This window comes from Streptomyces sp. NPDC052079, from assembly GCF_040680275.1.
In the GTDB taxonomy this organism is placed as follows: domain Bacteria; phylum Actinomycetota; class Actinomycetes; order Streptomycetales; family Streptomycetaceae; genus Streptomyces.
Genome location: NZ_JBFAWL010000033.1, coordinates 31,054 through 46,339, shown reverse-complemented (window position 1 = coordinate 46,339; position 15,286 = coordinate 31,054). Strand labels below are relative to the sequence as shown.

At 71.3% G+C, this 15,286-nt stretch carries 18 protein-coding genes and 2 pseudogenes; 8 read left to right on the top strand and 12 right to left on the bottom strand.

The annotated features are described in order from the left end of the window. A partial coding sequence (locus AB0L56_RS29670; RefSeq protein ID WP_365428709.1) for a transposase occupies positions 1–131 on the bottom strand: 131 nt, incomplete at its 3' end. 73 nt (positions 132–204) lie between these two features. Between AB0L56_RS29670 and AB0L56_RS29665 the strand changes: the two are divergent. Then, a pseudogene (locus AB0L56_RS29665) lies at positions 205–1,414 on the top strand (RNA-guided endonuclease TnpB family protein). 34 nt (positions 1,415–1,448) lie between these two features. On the opposite strand, the gene AB0L56_RS29660 reads toward AB0L56_RS29665, so the two are convergent. The 3 genes from AB0L56_RS29660 to AB0L56_RS29650 form a co-directional block, all read right to left on the bottom strand. Then, on the bottom strand, positions 1,449–2,714 hold the full coding sequence (locus tag AB0L56_RS29660) for a DUF2637 domain-containing protein (RefSeq protein ID WP_365428693.1): 1,266 nt from the start codon (positions 2,712–2,714) through the stop codon (positions 1,449–1,451). 88 nt (positions 2,715–2,802) lie between these two features. After that, positions 2,803–3,651 carry a DUF3558 family protein gene (locus AB0L56_RS29655; RefSeq protein ID WP_365428690.1) on the bottom strand — a complete coding sequence of 283 codons (849 nt, stop codon included), beginning with the start codon at positions 3,649–3,651 and terminating at the stop codon, positions 2,803–2,805. A 119-nt stretch (positions 3,652–3,770) separates the two neighbouring features. Continuing rightward, positions 3,771–4,574 (bottom strand): DUF3558 domain-containing protein, encoded by an 804-nt coding sequence (locus AB0L56_RS29650; RefSeq protein ID WP_365428687.1) that lies wholly within the window; start codon positions 4,572–4,574, stop codon positions 3,771–3,773. A 216-nt stretch (positions 4,575–4,790) separates the two neighbouring features. On the opposite strand from AB0L56_RS29650, the pseudogene AB0L56_RS29645 reads away from it, so the two are divergent. Continuing rightward, positions 4,791–4,997 (top strand): annotated as a pseudogene (locus AB0L56_RS29645) (RtcB family protein); the annotation flags it as partial. On the opposite strand, the gene AB0L56_RS29640 reads toward AB0L56_RS29645, so the two are convergent. The 3 genes from AB0L56_RS29640 to AB0L56_RS29630 all read right to left on the bottom strand — a co-directional run bounded on the left by AB0L56_RS29640 (position 4,937) and on the right by AB0L56_RS29630 (position 6,390). Beyond that, positions 4,937–5,137: a hypothetical protein gene (locus AB0L56_RS29640; RefSeq protein WP_365428684.1), complete on the bottom strand. Its 201-nt coding sequence runs from the start codon at positions 5,135–5,137 to the stop codon at positions 4,937–4,939. The pseudogene AB0L56_RS29645 and the gene AB0L56_RS29640 sit on opposite strands and share 61 nt — an antisense overlap. Continuing rightward, positions 5,137–5,913 carry an SDR family NAD(P)-dependent oxidoreductase gene (locus AB0L56_RS29635; protein ID WP_361038065.1) on the bottom strand — a complete coding sequence of 259 codons (777 nt, stop codon included), beginning with the start codon at positions 5,911–5,913 and terminating at the stop codon, positions 5,137–5,139. The genes AB0L56_RS29640 and AB0L56_RS29635 overlap by 1 nt, the downstream gene beginning before the upstream one ends. A gap of 141 nt (positions 5,914–6,054) precedes the next feature. Further along, a complete protein-coding gene (locus AB0L56_RS29630) occupies positions 6,055–6,390 on the bottom strand; it encodes a YnfA family protein (protein WP_361038067.1) in 336 nt (111 codons plus the stop codon). 114 nt (positions 6,391–6,504) lie between these two features. On the opposite strand from AB0L56_RS29630, the gene AB0L56_RS29625 reads away from it, so the two are divergent. The 5 genes from AB0L56_RS29625 (at position 6,505) to AB0L56_RS29605 (ending at position 11,045) form a co-directional block, all read left to right on the top strand. After that, positions 6,505–6,978: a MarR family transcriptional regulator gene (locus AB0L56_RS29625; RefSeq protein WP_361038069.1), complete on the top strand. Its 474-nt coding sequence runs from the start codon at positions 6,505–6,507 to the stop codon at positions 6,976–6,978. 119 nt (positions 6,979–7,097) lie between these two features. Next, positions 7,098–8,192, top strand: coding sequence for an LLM class flavin-dependent oxidoreductase (locus AB0L56_RS29620; protein WP_365428679.1), 1,095 nt, complete (start codon positions 7,098–7,100; stop codon positions 8,190–8,192). Beyond that, positions 8,189–8,815 carry an FMN reductase gene (locus AB0L56_RS29615; protein WP_365428676.1) on the top strand — a complete coding sequence of 209 codons (627 nt, stop codon included), beginning with the start codon at positions 8,189–8,191 and terminating at the stop codon, positions 8,813–8,815. The genes AB0L56_RS29620 and AB0L56_RS29615 overlap by 4 nt, the downstream gene beginning before the upstream one ends. Positions 8,816–8,888: 73 nt before the next feature. Continuing rightward, on the top strand, positions 8,889–9,614 hold the full coding sequence (locus AB0L56_RS29610) for a response regulator transcription factor (RefSeq protein WP_365428673.1): 726 nt from the start codon (positions 8,889–8,891) through the stop codon (positions 9,612–9,614). Then, entirely contained in the window at positions 9,615–11,045 is a 1,431-nt protein-coding gene (locus AB0L56_RS29605) for a HAMP domain-containing sensor histidine kinase (protein WP_365428670.1), read from the top strand. Between the two features lie 214 nt (positions 11,046–11,259). Here AB0L56_RS29605 and AB0L56_RS29600 read toward each other — a convergent pair whose 3' ends face one another. The 4 genes from AB0L56_RS29600 to AB0L56_RS29585 all read right to left on the bottom strand — a co-directional run bounded on the left by AB0L56_RS29600 (position 11,260) and on the right by AB0L56_RS29585 (position 13,895). Then, a complete protein-coding gene (locus tag AB0L56_RS29600) occupies positions 11,260–11,877 on the bottom strand; it encodes a glyoxalase (protein ID WP_365428667.1) in 618 nt (205 codons plus the stop codon). A 202-nt stretch (positions 11,878–12,079) separates the two neighbouring features. After that, a complete protein-coding gene (locus AB0L56_RS29595) occupies positions 12,080–12,592 on the bottom strand; it encodes a DUF4396 domain-containing protein (protein WP_365428664.1) in 513 nt (170 codons plus the stop codon). A gap of 130 nt (positions 12,593–12,722) precedes the next feature. Next, complete coding sequence (locus AB0L56_RS29590; RefSeq protein WP_365428661.1) at positions 12,723–13,373, bottom strand: DUF305 domain-containing protein; 651 nt, start codon at positions 13,371–13,373, stop codon at positions 12,723–12,725. A 120-nt stretch (positions 13,374–13,493) separates the two neighbouring features. Further along, positions 13,494–13,895 (bottom strand): DUF6153 family protein, encoded by a 402-nt coding sequence (locus tag AB0L56_RS29585; protein ID WP_365428658.1) that lies wholly within the window; start codon positions 13,893–13,895, stop codon positions 13,494–13,496. Between the two features lie 86 nt (positions 13,896–13,981). Between AB0L56_RS29585 and AB0L56_RS29580 the strand changes: the two genes are divergently transcribed. Then, complete coding sequence (locus AB0L56_RS29580) at positions 13,982–14,665, top strand: hemerythrin domain-containing protein (protein WP_365428655.1); 684 nt, start codon at positions 13,982–13,984, stop codon at positions 14,663–14,665. Between the two features lie 25 nt (positions 14,666–14,690). Here AB0L56_RS29580 and AB0L56_RS29575 read toward each other — a convergent pair whose 3' ends face one another. After that, complete coding sequence (locus AB0L56_RS29575; RefSeq protein ID WP_365428652.1) at positions 14,691–15,278, bottom strand: hemerythrin domain-containing protein; 588 nt, start codon at positions 15,276–15,278, stop codon at positions 14,691–14,693. Positions 15,279–15,286 lie beyond the last annotated feature (8 nt).

Here is a 15,286-nt window from a genome sequence, read left to right as displayed (position 1 = left end):
CCGTTGAACTCGACCAGCTCTGCCTCGAAGTCCTCGCACACGGCCCGCATGATCTCCTCGCACCGCGTCAGGTGCCGGTCGGCGAAGACTTTGTGCTGGTATTTCGTCACGAAAACCAAGTGGACATGCATCCGGAAGACGCAGTGGCGGCCTGTACGAACGTTCTGATCGATACCCATAAACCAACTGCGTATCATGATCGGCGTGCAGCTTCGGTACAGCTTCCGCTTGTACCCGGGCGCCGGTCAGCGCAGCGCGTTGGCGAGGGCGTTCGGGTGTGCGCGGGTGGTCTACAACGACGCGCTGCGCGCTCGGGAGACCGCCCGCAGCGAGGGGCTGCCGTTCCCCAGGACCGGGGACCTGTCGAAGGCGCTCATCACCGAGGCGAAGAAACACCCCGGAGCGGGCCTGGCTCGGCGAGGTGTCGGCGGTCGTCCTCCAGCAGTCCCTGCGGGACCTGGACACCGCGTACCGGAACTTCTTCGACGGCCTGAAGGGCAAGCGCCCGCGTATGGGCGCGCCCCGGTGCAAGTCGAAGCGGGACACCCGGCAGGCGGTGCGGTTCACGGCGAATGCCCGCTGGTCGATCACGCCGGGTGGGAAGCTGCGTCTGCCGAAGATCGGTGACCTGAAGGTCAAGTGGTCCCGCAGCCTGCCCTCGACGCCGTCCACGGTGACCGTGGTCAAGGACAGTGCGGGCCGGTACTTCGCGAGCTTCGTCGTCGAGACCGGCCCCGAGGAACTGCTGCCGCAGACGACGCCCGAGGTGGGCATCGACCTCGGGCTGGGGCACTTTGCGGTCCTCTCGGACGGGACGAAGATCGGCAGCCCGCGCTTCCTGCGCCGGGCCGAGAAGCGCCTGAAGAAGGCGCAGCGCGCCCTCTCCCGCAAGGAGAAGGGCAGCAAGAACAGGGACAAGGCCAGGGTCCGCGTCGCACGGGCACACGCCCGGGTCGCGGACGCGCGCCGCGAGTTCCACCACCAGCTCTCCACCCGGCTGATCCGCGAGAACCAAGCGGTCGCCGTGGAGGACCTGGCGGTGAAGGGACTCGCCCGCACGCGCCTGGCCAAGTCCGTGCACGACGCCGGATGGTCGGCGTTCGTGACCATGCTGGAGTACAAGGCCGCCCGGTACGGGCGCACCTTCATCCGGATCGGCCGCTTCGAGCCCACGTCTCAGGTGTGCTCGCAGTGCGGTGTCAAGGACGGCCCCAAGCCCCTGCACGTCCGCGTGTGGACCTGCGGGGCCTGCGGGGCCGTCCTGGACCGGGACATCAACGCGGCGGTCAACATCGCCAAGGCGGCCGGACTGGCCGTGTCAGCCTGTGGAGCGCAGGTAAGACCGGGACTCGTCCCGGCACCGCGCGGCGAAGCAGGAACCCACTCGACACCGCAGCCTTCAACGGCGCGGTAGGCGGGAATCGCCGTCCTTCAGGGCGGCGAGGATGTCAAGCGATGTGGTCCTCTTCCATTTCCGCCATATGGCGCGCCTGGAAGCGTTCGGCGAGGGCCTTCAGGGCGCTCGGGCTCAGCGTGGTGCCGTAGGTGGCCTCGATGTTGTCGCCCAGGACACGGGGCGTGGGGTAACTGCCGTCTATCGACTGACGGAACACCTGGTAGTACGCCTCCTCGTCCGGGTCGGACGCGGGGGTGCCGCCGCCCTCACCGAGCTCGCGGGTGCGGCCGCCAGGGACGACGGGGATGGGGAAGCTGCCGGTCTCCTCGGGAGAGGGCTCCTGAAGCGGCGGTTCCTCCTGGTACTGGTCCTGATACTGCTCGGCCTGCTGCTGCTCCGCGTACCAGCGGGCGTACTCCTCGTCCGGGTCGTACGTGGGGTCATAGCCGCCGTGGTACTCGACGGACTGCGGGTCGCGGGCGTGGAGCCACGGGTTGCCGGCGGCGTCCTCCTGGGGGCCCGGGTTCTGGTTGCCCTCGAGCTCCAGGCGCTGCTCGCCGGGAGGCGTCGCCGCGCCGAAGGCACGACTGCCCGAAGCCACCTCGGGAGCCGGGGGGATCAGCGCGGGCTCTATGCCTGCCGCCGCCAGGCCCGCCGGAGCCGTATCGGCCAGCGGGACGCCGTACTTGGCGAGGCGGAGCGGCATCAGGGACTCGACCGGGGCCTTCCGGCGCCACGCGCGGCCGTAACGGGAGCGGAGGCGGGCCTGGTAGACCAGCCGCTCCTGCTCCAGCTTGATCACCTGCTCGTAGGAACGCAGCTCCCACAGCTTCATCCGTCGCCACAGCAGGAACGTCGGCCCCGGCGACAGCAGCCACCGGGTGAGACGGACGCCCTCCATGTGCTTGTCGGCGGTGATGTCCGCGATCCGCCCGATGGCGTGCCGGGCCGCCTCCACGGAGACCACGAACAGCACCGGGATCACGCCGTGCATCCCCACACCGAGCGGATCGGGCCACGCGGCCGCGCCGTTGAAGGCGATCGTCGCCGCCGTCAGCAGCCACGCGGTCTGCCGCAGCAGCGGGAACGGGATGCGGATCCAGGTCAGCAGCAGGTCCAGGGCGAGCAGGACACAGATACCGGCGTCGATGCCGATCGGGAAGACATAGCTGAAGTTGCCGAAGCCTTTTTGCAGGGCCAGTTCGCGGACAGCCGCGTACGAACCCGCGAATCCGATACCGGCGATGATCACGGCCCCGAAGACGACCACACCGATGAGAACCCGGTGCGTCCGTGTCAGCTGAAGTGGCGCGGCCACCCGTACTCCCCTCCCAGTGCGTGTTGTTGCGCGCAACAGAGTGGCACATGTGTGCGGGGAACGGGTGGCCGGTTCTGATTCAGCGGGCTCAGCTCTTGCCGGAGGACCGCTTCGAGGCCGACGACGACGGCTTGTCCGACGCCTTCCCCGACGCGGACCCGGACGGTGAACTGCCCGCCCCGCCCGTGCCGTTGGCCTTCGTCACCGAGGCCACCGCCTCCTTGGCCGCCTTCTTCGCGTCCTTCAGCAGCTCGCCGGCGTCCGGCGTCTTGTCACCGGCCAGCCCCGCACCGTTGTAGTCGAGCGTGACGACCACGTTCTCGACGCGGGCCACGACCGTGTGCTGCTTGAAGGTGCCTTCCTTCTTCTTCAGGTCGTACCGCACCACCGTCGCCTCGTCACCGGTCCCGGTGACCGGCTCGGCCTGCATGCCCTTCGCGCCCTCGGCCGCCTGGACGTCCCGCACCTGCTTGTCGTAGTACTCCTGGGCCAGCTTGTCGCCCGGGCCCCGGGTGGTGTCCGACTCGAAGCGCAGCAGCGACACATTCAGCCAGCGGAACTGCGAGCCCTTCACGCCATTGTTGTCCAGGCTGCTCCAGGAGCAGCTGGCGCGCGTCGAGACATCGTCCGAACTGCCCTCCTTGCCCGACTTCGCCTTCGGCGCCAGCTCGTCCAGGGTCTTCTCCGACAGCACCCCGCACGCCTCGGGCAGCTTCTTGTACGCCGCCGCCCGCACCGTCGGGGACGGGCTCGCGGACTTCGACGCGGAGGCGCTCGCACCCTTGTCCTTGCCGTCGTCGGAGCCGGAGTCCGAGGAGCAGCCGGCGGCGATCAGCATCACCGGGACGACGGCCGCGCAGACAAGAACGCGGGTAAGGCGCTTCGCTCGCTCGGGCTGCTCTCGCTGTGCTCGTCGCTGCATGGTTCCTTCACTCATGACGCTCGTGTTCCCTGCGGTTCGGATCGGGTCCGAGGGGTCACGGTACGCGGTGAGCCACCCGCGCGGTCCTGCTTCGTGCGCTTCGGGGGGACGACCGAAGGGGCTCTGCAGGGTGCTCAGCCGTTCAGCGAATCGGCCAACTCGGTGGCCAGTTCCCGTGCCCTGTCCTGCATTTCCTTGCTGTCGGGCACGGCGCCGACGGTCATCGGCTGCTCCGCGTACTCGATGGTCACGATCACGTTGGACGTGCGGAACGCCACAGTCACCGTGCGCTGCTGAGCGGTCGAACCGGAGCTGTTCAGCTCGTCGTCGAGGAAGGCCTGGTCGCCCAGCTCCTCCAGGAGGCGGGGCCGAAGGTCGGAGGGGGCGGGGGACGGCGAGCCGGTGGGAGACCCGGACGACGGAGACGAACTCGGCTTCCTGGAGGGCTCGGTGGAGGGGGTGCCGGACTCGGTGGTCGTGACCGTGGGCTTCGGTAGGTTCGCCGCCTCCTGCCGGGCCGCGAAGAGTTCCTGTGCCTTGGCGTCGTCGCTGACGGCGTTGTCGTAGGAGACGACCCGTTCGAAGTCGATCACCAGGCGGTCGGTCGCCTGCGCCGACTCCACCTTCCAACGGCAGCCCACCCTGCGGTCGGTGTCATAGGTGAGGGCCGCCTCGCCCGCGTACGCCTTCTCGCGCCGCTCCGCGTCGGGCAACTCCCGGATACCGGGCAGGAGTTCGTCGAGCGTCGCGCCCTCGACGGCGCCGCAGGGCTCCGGGAGCGTGGCGTACTTGCCGGGCTGGGCGGCCTGGGTCGCCGTACTGGCGCTTCCGGGGTTGGAGTTGTCCGACCGGCCGCCGCTGTCCGAGCTGCCGGTGCAGCCGGCCAGCACGGCCGCCAGGAGCGCGGCGACGCCGGATACGTACGCCTTCCGCTGCACGGTCGGGCTCCTCTCGATGGTGGGGGCGGGACGGCGCCCGCCGGGTCGTCCCAGTGTCCCCGCTGGTTAATCGCTTGCCGCAGGGGGGCGGTCTGCCCGGACAATGTGTATCGCACGCACTGCCGTGGACGCCGGTCCGTCATCCTTTTTCGTCGACCTTGGCGCCGGTTTTGCGGTTCAAGGCTTCTGTCTGGTTATCGGGGGAATGGGGACGTCATGTCGTACGTGGAAATACCGGGTGCGAAGGTACCGATCCGTATGTGGACGGACCCGGCGACGGTGGAGGAGGGCGCCCTCCAGCAGCTGCGGAACGTCACCACCCTGCCGTGGATCAAGGGTCTGGCCGTGATGCCGGACGTGCACTACGGCAAGGGTGCGACGGTCGGGTCGGTGATCGCGATGCGCGGTGCGGTGTGCCCGGCTTTCGCGTGGGTTACGGCGTAGATCATGACGAAGGCCACGATGTGGATGCCGAAGAGGAAGTAGCCGAGGTAGTACCAGACGTAGCGTTCGCGCTTCTTCTCCAGGGCCAGTCGGCGCTGTTCGGTGGTGTCGTGGGCCATCAGGGCTCCCGGTGAACCTTGGTGTTGGAGGCCTGGGCGCGCGGGCGGACCACCAACAGGTCGATGTTGACGTGCGGCGGGCGGGTCACCGCCCAGGTGATGGTGTCGGCCACGTCGTCGGCGGTCAGGGGCTCGGCGACGCCCTCGTACACCTTGGCGGCCTTCTCGGTGTCGCCGCCGAAACGGGTCAGCGCGAACTCCTCCGTCCTGACCATGCCGGGCGCGATCTCGATGACGCGCACCGGGCGGCCGACGATCTCCAGGCGCAGGGTCTCGGCGAGGACGTGGGCGCCGTGCTTGGCGGCGACGTAGCCCGCGCCGCCCTCGTAGGTGGCGTGCCCGGCGGTGGAGGTGACGACCACGACCGTGCCGTCGCCGCTCGCGTCCAGCTTGGGGAGCAGGGCCTGGGTGAGGTTGAGAGTGCCGAGGACGTTGGTCTCGTACATGGTGCGCCACTGCTCCGGGTCGCCGGTGGCGACCGGGTCGGCGCCGAGTGCGCCGCCCGCGTTGTTGACGAGGACGCCGATGGTCCGGAAGGCGGTGGCGAACTCGTCGACGGCCGCGCGGTCGGTGACGTCCAGCGGGTAGGCCGTGGCCGCGTGGCCGGCGGCGTTGATCTCCTCGGCGAGCGCCTCGATGCGGTCCTTGCGGCGGGCGGTCAGGACGACGCGGTACCCGGCCTCGGCGAGCCGGCGCGCCGTGGCGGCGCCGATTCCGCTGCTCGCGCCCGTGACGACGGCGATGCGGGACGCGGCGGGCGGTGCGGCGGGGGCCATGGGGACTGCTCCTCGGCGATCGGGCGGGTCGGACGGATCGGTGCGGGGGGCGCGGACCGGACAGGGTGCGCGGGTCTGGCCGTGTCCGGCCAGGATATGCGGGGCCGGTCGGGTGACGGCGGGAACGGTCGCCGGGGGGCGTCAGCTGTTGCGCGGGGCGTACATGATCAGGGCCATGCCGGCGAGGCAGACCAGTGCGCCGGTGATGTCCCAGCGGTCGGGGCGGTAGCCGTCGGCGACCACGCCCCAGAGGATCGAGCCGGCGACGAAGATGCCGCCGTACGCGGCGAGGACGCGGCCGAAGTGCGCGTCGGGCTGGAAGGTGGCGACGAAGCCGTAGGCGCCGAGCGCGAGGACACCGCCGGCCGCCCACATCCAGCCGCGGTGCTCGCGCACGCCCTGCCAGACCAGCCAGGCGCCGCCGATCTCCAGGACTGCGGCGAGGACGAACAGGGCGGCGGAGCGGAGGATCAGCATGCCCGCAGCTTCGCATGCGGGCGCGGGCCGGCCCCTGTCACCTGTTGGAGGGCGCCTGCCGCGGTCCGCACGGGGGATACATGCGGGTACGTAGAAGGGACTGGGAGGTGCGGGATGCCGGGGAACGCGCGGCCGCGGCTGATGGAGGAGCTGGCCGTGGTGTCCCGGCGTCATATGGCGTCGTACGCCCTCCTCAACCAGGCCCTCGCCGATCATCTGGGGCTGCATCCCACCGATCTGCAGTGTCTGAACCTGCTGACGCTGGAGGGCGGCCCGGTGACGACCGGACGGATCGCGGAGCTGACGGGGCTGACGACCGGCTCGGCGACGCGGCTGGTGGATCGGCTGGAGCGGGCGGGCTATGTGACGCGGGAGCGGGACGCGGGGGACCGGCGGCTGGTGCTGGTGGCGCCGGTGCCGGAGAAGGCGGCGGAGTTCGGGCGGGTGTGGGAGCGGGTCGGCGGCGGCTTGGTGAAGCTGTTCGAGGATCTGGACGACGCCGAACTGGTGCTGTTCATCGACCACATGAGGCGCGCGACGGACTTCGGCACCGAGCAGGCCGCCCGGCTGCGGTCGGGGGCTGTCTAGGGCCATGGGCCGTCTCGGCGTCGTAGCGCTCGCGGGCCATCCGGGCTGGGGGAATAGGCAGGGTGGGGAAGTCGTTTGCCCGTATAGTTGAACCGTCAACGACCGGAGGGTGAGCCGCCATGCAGTTCGGGATCTTCAGCGTCGGGGATGTCACCCCCGACCCGACCACGGGGCGTACGCCGACCGAACGCGAGCGGATCAAGGCCATGGTCGCCATCGCGCTGAAGGCCGAAGAGGTGGGCCTGGACGTCTTCGCGACCGGCGAGCACCACAATCCGCCCTTCGTGCCGTCCTCGCCGACCACCATGCTCGGCTACATCGCGGCACGCACCGAGCGGCTGGTCCTCTCCACCGCGACCACCCTGATCACCACCAACGACCCGGTGAAGATCGCCGAGGATTTCGCGATGCTCCAGCACCTGGCCGACGGCCGGGTGGACCTGATGATGGGCCGCGGCAACACCGGACCGGTCTATCCCTGGTTCGGCCAGGACATCCGCCAGGGCATCAACCTCGCCATCGAGAACTACGCCCTGCTCCACCGGCTGTGGCGCGAGGACGTCGTCGACTGGGAGGGACGCTTCCGCACGCCGCTGCAGGGCTTCACCGCCACGCCCCGCCCGCTGGACGGCGTACCGCCGTTCGTCTGGCACGGCTCGATCCGCTCGCCGGAGATCGCCGAACAGGCCGCGTACTACGGCGACGGCTTCTTCCACAACAACATCTTCTGGCCGGCCGACCACACCAAGCGCATGGTCGAGCTGTACCGGAACCGGTACGCCCACTACGGGCACGGCACGCCCGAGCAGGCGATCGTCGGCCTGGGCGGTCAGGTGTTCATGCGGAAGAACTCGCAGGACGCGGTGCGCGAGTTCCGCCCCTACTTCGACGTCGCGCCGGTCTACGGGCACGGGCCCTCGCTGGAGGAGTTCACCGAGCAGACCCCGCTCACCGTGGGGTCCCCGCAGCAGGTCATCGAGAAGACGCTGTCGTTCCGTGACTACGCCGGTGACTACCAGCGCCAGCTGTTCCTGATGGACCACGCGGGCCTGCCGCTGAAGACCGTGCTGGAGCAGCTCGACCTGCTCGGCGAGGAGGTCGTGCCGGTGCTGCGCAAGGAGTTCGCCAGGAACCGCCCGGCCGGGGTGCCGGAGGCGCCGACCCACAGTTCGCTGCTGGCCGCCGCCAGGAAGCAGGAAGGAGCGCGGGCATGAGGCTCGTCGTCGTATCGGCCGGACTGAGCGTGCCGTCGTCCACGCGGCTGCTCGCCGACCGGCTGGCCGCGGTCGCCGCCCCGGCCGCGACCGCCCCGGAGCCCGGTCCCGCGGACGTCCGGGTGATCGAGCTGCGCGACCTCGCGGTCGAGATCGCGCACACCTTCACCAACGGCTTCCCCGGCCGGGCGCTGTCCGAGGCGTTCGACACGGTGTCCGGGGCCGACGGGCTGATCGTCGTCACCCCGGTGTTCTCGGGGTCGTACAGCGGGCTGTTCAAGTCGTTCTTCGACGCGCTGAGCGTCACCGACCCCGATGCCCTCGCCGGGAAGCCGGTGCTGATCGCCGCGACCGGCGGTACGGCGCGGCACTCGCTGGTGCTGGACCACGCCTTGCGTCCGCTCTTCTCCTACCTCCGGGCCGTCGTCGTCCCGACCGGTGTCTACGCCGCCTCCGAGGACTGGGGCGCCGAGGGGCTCGAGGGGCGCGTCGAGCGCGCGGGGCGGGAGCTGGCGGCGCTGATGGCGGGGGTGTCCGGCACCCGCCCGGGGCCCCGGCGGGACTCCTTCGAGGAGGTCACCCCCTTCGAGGAGCGGCTGGCGGCGCTGCGGCCCGCCGGATGACATACCGGTAAGAAGCGTGCCCCGGAACCCTCCGCCGGATCCGGGGCACTCCGGCGGTTGGCACACTGGGCGCGTGCCGCACACCGTTCTGCTCGCCGAAGACGACCGCGCCATCCGCAACGCGCTGGAGCGCGCGCTGACCCTGGAGGGCTACCGGGTCACGGCCGTCGCCGACGGGGTCGAGGCCCTCGCGCAGGCCCACCGCAGGCGGCCCGATGTGCTGGTCCTCGACGTGATGATGCCCGGCATCGACGGCCTCCAGGTGTGCCGGGTGCTGCGCGCCGAGGGCGACCGCACACCGGTGCTGATGCTGACGGCGCTGGTGGAGACCGCCGACCGGATCGCGGGACTGGACGCGGGGGCCGACGACTATGTCGTCAAGCCGTTCGACGTCGAGGAGGTGTTCGCCCGGCTGCGTGCCCTGCTGCGCCGGGTGGCCCCCGCGACGCCGGCGCCGGACCCCGGGCCCATGGCGGAGCGGCAGCCGGAGCCCGCCGGGCGGTTCCTGGAGGCGGCCGGGCTGCGCATGGACCCGCAGGCGCGCCGGGCCTGGCGCGGCGGCCGGGAGCTGGAGCTGACCCGCACCGAGTTCGAACTCCTGGAGCTGCTGATCCGCAACACGGGCGTCGTCCTGGAGCACGCCACCATCTACGACCGCATCTGGGGCTACGACTTCGGCCCCGGTTCGAAGAACCTCGCCGTCTACGTCGGCTATCTGCGCCGCAAGCTCGACGAACCCGGCGCACCTCAGCTGATCCACACGGTGCGCGGGGTGGGTTACGTGCTGCGGGAGGGCTGAGTGGCCGCGGGCGGGGTGCAGGGGCCGTCGGTCCCGCGTCGGCGGCTGCGGCTGCTGTCGCTGGGGACCACGTTCGCGGTGGCGTTCGCCGCGGTCACGGCCACGGTCACCGTGCTGGTCGGCATCCTGTCGTACAACGCGGCGGCCCGGCTGGTGCGGGTGGACCAGCAGTCCGTGTTCGACGAGGTCGTCCAGGACCTGCGCGGCGAGGTCCGGGAGAACCGGATGACGCCGCACGACTTCTCGTCCGCCGCGCCCGGCCACGACCTGGTGCGGCCCGCCCGGACCGATGTGCAGGTGCTCGGGCCGGACGGCAGCGTCTTCGACCCGGGGGATCCCGGGCTGCCGGTGGTCGGCTCCGACCGCCGGATCGCGGGCGCGGTGACGGCAGGACGGGTGGTCGTGCACGCGGACGTCGACGTCGGCAACGACGTCTACCGGGTCGCGACCGTCTCGCTGGGCGGCGGCCGGGGCGCGGTGCAGGTCGCGCAGGAGTTCAGCAACACCGAGGACCTGCTGCGGGCCCTCCAGCGGCGCACGCTGATCCTGATGGCGGCGGTGGTGGTCGGGGCGGGGCTGTTCGGCTGGTGGCTGGCCCGCCGCATCACCCGCCGTCTGGTCGTCCTCACCCGCACCGCCGAGGCCGTCGCCCGCACCCGGCGGCTCGGCATCCCGGTGCCCGTCGCCGGCTACGACGAGGTGGGGCGCCTCGGCCGCGCCTTCGACCGCATGCTGGGCCGGCTCGCCCAGTCCGAGGAGGACCAGCGCCGGCTGGTCCAGGACGCCGGGCACGAGCTGCGTACGCCGCTCACCTCGCTGCGTACGAACATCTCGCTGCTGCGCCGCATCGACGAACTGCCGCCCGGCACGCGTGAGGAACTCGTCGCGGATCTCACCCAGGAGGCGCGCGAACTGACCGATCTCGTCAACGAGTTGGTCGACCTCGCCGCGGGGCAGTACGACACGGAGCCACCGCAACGGGTCGACCTCGCGGATATCGCCGAGGAGGTGGCGGGGGCGGCGCGGCGGCGCACGGGGCGGGAGATCCTCGTGAGCGCGAGCGGGGATACGACGGCCGAGGGGCGGCCGGGGATGCTGACGCGGGCGGTGTCCAATCTGGTCGAGAACGCGGTGAAGTTCGACCGGGACGGGGGCGGGGCCGTGGAGATCAGCGTGGCGGGGCCGGCGCGGCCGGGGGTGGCGCGGGTGGAGGTGCGGGACCGGGGGCCAGGTATCGCCGAGGACGACCTGACGCGGGTCTTCGACCGCTTCTACCGCGCCGCCGACGCGCGGTCGCTGCCGGGGTCGGGGCTGGGGCTGTCCATCGTGCGGGAGGTCGCGCTCGCGCATGGCGGCGCGCCGTATGCCTTCCGGCGGGAGGGCGGGGGGACGGTGACGGGGTTCACGGTGGGGGGTGCGGGGGGAGCGTAGGCAGCCCTGCGTTGGGGTGGCCGGGCGGGGTTTCAGCTGGCGGCGCTGAGCCGGTGCCGCCGCACCCACCCTCCCCCACTCTCGACTTCGCTCGAGCGGGGGGACCCCCATCGCCCTGGGGGTACCTCCCAGGCCCTTAAGGCACTGGGGGAGGCACGACTGCCCGCAGCTGGGTAGGGCGGGGTTTCAGCTGGACGGGGACCCAGGTGTTCGGCTACTGGCCGGCGGCTTCCCAGACGAAGCCGTCCGGGTCGGTGAACGGGCCGAGCGGGCTGGTGATCGTGAGCCGGTGCGAGCCGGTGCCGTCGGCGGGGACGCCCGCCACCTTCGCGAGGGCACGGCGCTTGTACAGCGACAGCTTGACGGTGTCCGGGCCGGTGGCGAACTCGACGTACTTGCCGCCGAAGCTCTTGCCGACGGTGAGGCCCCGCTCGACGTAGAACTGCTTGGTGGCCTTGACGTCCTCGACGCCCAGCAGCAGGACGATCTCGTCGACCTCCCGGGTGACCGGCCCGGTGTTCTTCTTCGACGAGGTGGCGAGCTGCCAGATCGTGCCGTCGGGCGCCCGGACCACGCCGCCGTAGCCCCACAGCGACTTCTCGGCGGGCTTGAGGGAGGTGGCGCCGGCGTCGAGGGCGGCGCGGTGGAGCGCGTCGACGTTGCCCGGCTGGGACACCACCAGCGAGAGGGTGAAACCGCGGAAGCCGCTCGTGGGCTCCTCCGAGCCCCGCACGCGCACCAGTGAGCGGTCCAGTCCGAAGGCGTCGGTGTAGAAGCGTGCGGCGGCCTCGGGGTCGGCCACCTCCAGGGTGACGGAGTCGATGGAGTTCATGCCTCCGACGGTAGGGGCGGTCCGGTCGCGTCCGCTTCTCGGAAACTGACCGGTTCCACCCCGCGTACTTGGTCCCTATGGCGTCGAGCGCGGTCACGGCGAGGCGTCCCGGATGTGGGCGGCGGACAGGTCGATGACGACCCTGTCGCGTGACCCGCGCCCGGGCGGCCCTGACGCGGCTGCTGGACGACTAGCGGGCGGCTCAGTGGTAGGCGTGTACGACGGCGTGGCCCTTGCCGCGGCCGATCATCCACTTGTTGACCGGCGTGGTGATCACGAAGGCCACGGCGAAGCCGCCGAGGAGCGCGTACCAGAACAGTGAGTCGGACAGCTCCGCGTCCATGGCCCCCGGGGTCAGCGCGATGATCGCGTTGTCGATCAGCTCCATCACCGCGATGGAGACGGTGTCGGCGGCCAGCGCGACCTTCACCGCGGCCTTCAGGGACACCCCGGCGCGCAGCACCGCGAAGAGGGTGAAGGAGTAGCCGAAGACGAAGGCCAGGGCGATGGCCAGCACCATCGTCGGCACATTGCCCCACAGCAGCGCGGTGCCGATGACCATGCCGAGGATCTCACCGATGGCGCACCCGGTGAGGCAGTGCAGCGTCGCCTTCATCGCCGTCGCCCACGTGGTGCCGTGCGCGTGACCGCCGTGGTCGTGCGCCTGACCGCCGTGGTCGTGCGCGGTGCCGGAGTGGTGCGTGCTGTGGTCCATGGATCTCTTCCCCGATCGACGTGCCGCAAGGACCGTGCGGTCCCACACCCACCATATACCCCCCTGGGGTATTTCGGACCCTGCCACGGGGCGGGCACCGCGGTGCCCGCCCCGTGCCGAAGTGAGGCGGTCAGTCCTTGCCGAGGAGTACCCGCATCCGCGCGATCTCCGCGCTCTGCGAGGCGATGATGTCGCCGGCCATCTTCTTGGCGGGTGCGTAGGCGCCGTCGGCCTGCTCGGTCCTCGCCATCTCCACCGCGCCCTCGTGGTGCTTGATCATCAGCTCCATGAAGGCGGTGTCGAACGCCCTGCCGGACGCGTTGCCGAGCTCGGTCATCTCCTCGCCCGTCATCATGCCGCCCATGCCCTCCATGGCGTCCGCGCCGTGCATGGAGTGGCCGTCGGCTCCCTCTGCGGGCACCTGCTCACCCCACGACGTGAGCCACCCGGAGAGCATCCTGATCTCCGGGGCCTGTGCCTTCTCGATGTCCGCGGCGAGCTTCTTCACCGCGGCCGACTGCGCCCGTCCGGGGGCGAGGCCGGCCATCTCGACGGCCTGACGGTGGTGGGGGATCATGCCCTTCGCGAAGGCCGTGTCGGCGGCGTTGTGCTGCCCCTGCGACGCCGAAGCGGACGCGGTGGCGGACGCGCCGGCGGTGTGGCCGCCGTGACCGGTGGCCGGGTTTCCGTCGTCCCCGCCGCACGCGGCCAGGGCGAGCGCGGCCGCACCCGAGGCGACGACGACGGCGCTACGGCGGACGAGTGAACGCTTGTGGATCATGGTGGTGCAACTCCTTGACGCGCGCCGTTCCCGACGCGCGGTTGGAATGGATGTGGGAGCACGCGAACGCGCGGCACCCGTCACCGGAAACACCGGTCCTGGGTGCCGGGCGGGGCGGCTCTATATCCGCAGGAGCTGCAGTTCGGACAGATCGGGCGGGGCCCGGCCGTCGTGAGGTGTCCCGAAGAACCCGGCGGCGGCCGACGAGGCCGGGGGAGCGGCCGACGGGGCACCGGTCAGTGCGGGGGGCGTGTACGCCGAACCGACGCCGGCGGCCGCACACGTCCCGTCGGCGTGCACGAGATGCCCCGGCCCGCCGTCATCGTGCGAGCAGCCCGCGCCGGCGTACGGAACACCGTCCGCCGGTGCCGCCGCCATGGCGTGACCGGCACCGCCCTGCGCCGCCGGCACCCCGCCGGGCGCGAGACCGTGCATCCCCAGCACACCGGCCAGCACCGCCATCACCAGCAGCCCGAGCACCCGCCCCGCAGGGCGACTGCATGATCGGCTGCTCCAGGTCACCGGCACATCGTCATCGTAGGGGTGCCATGAGGCACCTGGTGGCTGGGAACCCGGCGCCCAGCACACCACCACAGGCAGGAGCCACCGTGACCACCTCGATCACTCGCCAGGACCCCGCAGCGCTGGGCGGCGACGGCAGCATCCTGATGCGCCAGCGCAGGGACCACGCCGCGCTCGACACGATGATGAACCGCTGGCCGGCGGGCGGCGCGGACGACGAACGCGACGCCCTGTGGCAGGACATCGTCCAGTTGGTGTTCAGCCATGCCTTCGCGGAGGAGACCGTTCTGTGGCCGCTCCTGCGCCGTACGGCCCCCCACGGCGAGGAGCTGACCGGCGAAGTGGAAGAGGAGCACCAGGCGATCAACGACCTGGTGGCACAGGTCGAGAAGGCGCCCGACGACCCCCGGCGCCACGAGTGGATCCGGCAGGCGTTCAGCCTCATCCGCGAGGACATCCGGGACGAGGAGGACGAGCTGCTGCCCCACCTCCGGGAGGCGTTCGACGATCACCGTTTGCGGCGTATCGGTGCCACGTGGGAAGCCGTGCGGGCCACCGCTCCGACCCACCCCCACCCCGCTGTTCCGCGGCGTCCGCCGGGCAACGCCCTGCTCGGCGTCCCCCTCAGCCTCATCGACCGGCTCCGTGACCTCGCGCCGGTCGGCAGCCCCGCCGCCCGCCGTGCTTCCCTGACGGCCTTGGGTGCGGCGGGAGCCGGGGCCGTCGTCTTCCGTATGGTCCGTGCCGCCCGTCGCCCGGGACACCGCTGACGAGCTTTACGGGCCGGCGCCGGACCTACTTGCCCATGGCCTTGCGGACGGCGTCCCTGGTGCGGTCCATGACGGCGGCGACCGGGCCGAGTGCGATGTTCTTGGCCGCGGACTCGACGCCGGGGTGCGGCCGGGTGGGCGCCATGGCCTCGGCGGCCTTGATCGCCTTCGCCATCCCGGCAAGAACGGTGGCGTCGCTGCTGCGGCGGATATAGGTGAACTCGTAGCGTTCCTCCGCCCGCGCGTGCTCCTGGACCTCCTTGCGTAGCCTCATCAGCTGCGGCATGAACGTGGGGTCGTCGGTGTCCATCGCGTCGAGCGCGGCCAGTGTCTCCTTGGCCGCCCTTTCCTCGGCGAGCCGCTCCTGCACCACCTGCTCGCCCCCGGGGATAGCCCTCCGGGCGAAGGGATGGACGACCTCTTCCTCGGCGGTCTCGTGTACGGCCAGCAGGCGTACCAGCCGGCGGAAGGCGTCCCGGCGCTCCTCGCCCTCGGCCGCCTCGACCTCGTCGAAGAGATTGCGGATGTCACCGTGCTGGCGCATCAGCAATGCGACGGCGTCGTCGTCCCTGGCACGGTCGTCGCCAGCGGGCGGGGTCTTCAGGTCGGACATCTGGACTC

Coding starts and splice junctions, on each gene's coding strand:
- AB0L56_RS29590 (WP_365428661.1), bottom strand. CDS start 13,373: ATGATCCACAAGCGTTCACTCGTCCGCCGTAGCGCCGTCGTCGTCGCC.
- AB0L56_RS29615 (WP_365428676.1), top strand. CDS start 8,189: ATGAGGCTCGTCGTCGTATCGGCCGGACTGAGCGTGCCGTCGTCCACG.
- AB0L56_RS29640 (WP_365428684.1), bottom strand. CDS start 5,137: ATGGCCCACGACACCACCGAACAGCGCCGACTGGCCCTGGAGAAGAAG.
- AB0L56_RS29595 (WP_365428664.1), bottom strand. CDS start 12,592: ATGGACCACAGCACGCACCACTCCGGCACCGCGCACGACCACGGCGGT.
- AB0L56_RS29620 (WP_365428679.1), top strand. CDS start 7,098: ATGCAGTTCGGGATCTTCAGCGTCGGGGATGTCACCCCCGACCCGACC.
- AB0L56_RS29635 (WP_361038065.1), bottom strand. CDS start 5,913: ATGGCCCCCGCCGCACCGCCCGCCGCGTCCCGCATCGCCGTCGTCACG.
- AB0L56_RS29630 (WP_361038067.1), bottom strand. CDS start 6,390: ATGCTGATCCTCCGCTCCGCCGCCCTGTTCGTCCTCGCCGCAGTCCTG.
- AB0L56_RS29575 (WP_365428652.1), bottom strand. CDS start 15,278: ATGTCCGACCTGAAGACCCCGCCCGCTGGCGACGACCGTGCCAGGGAC.
- AB0L56_RS29625 (WP_361038069.1), top strand. CDS start 6,505: ATGCCGGGGAACGCGCGGCCGCGGCTGATGGAGGAGCTGGCCGTGGTG.
- AB0L56_RS29600 (WP_365428667.1), bottom strand. CDS start 11,877: ATGAACTCCATCGACTCCGTCACCCTGGAGGTGGCCGACCCCGAGGCC.
- AB0L56_RS29655 (WP_365428690.1), bottom strand. CDS start 3,651: ATGAGTGAAGGAACCATGCAGCGACGAGCACAGCGAGAGCAGCCCGAG.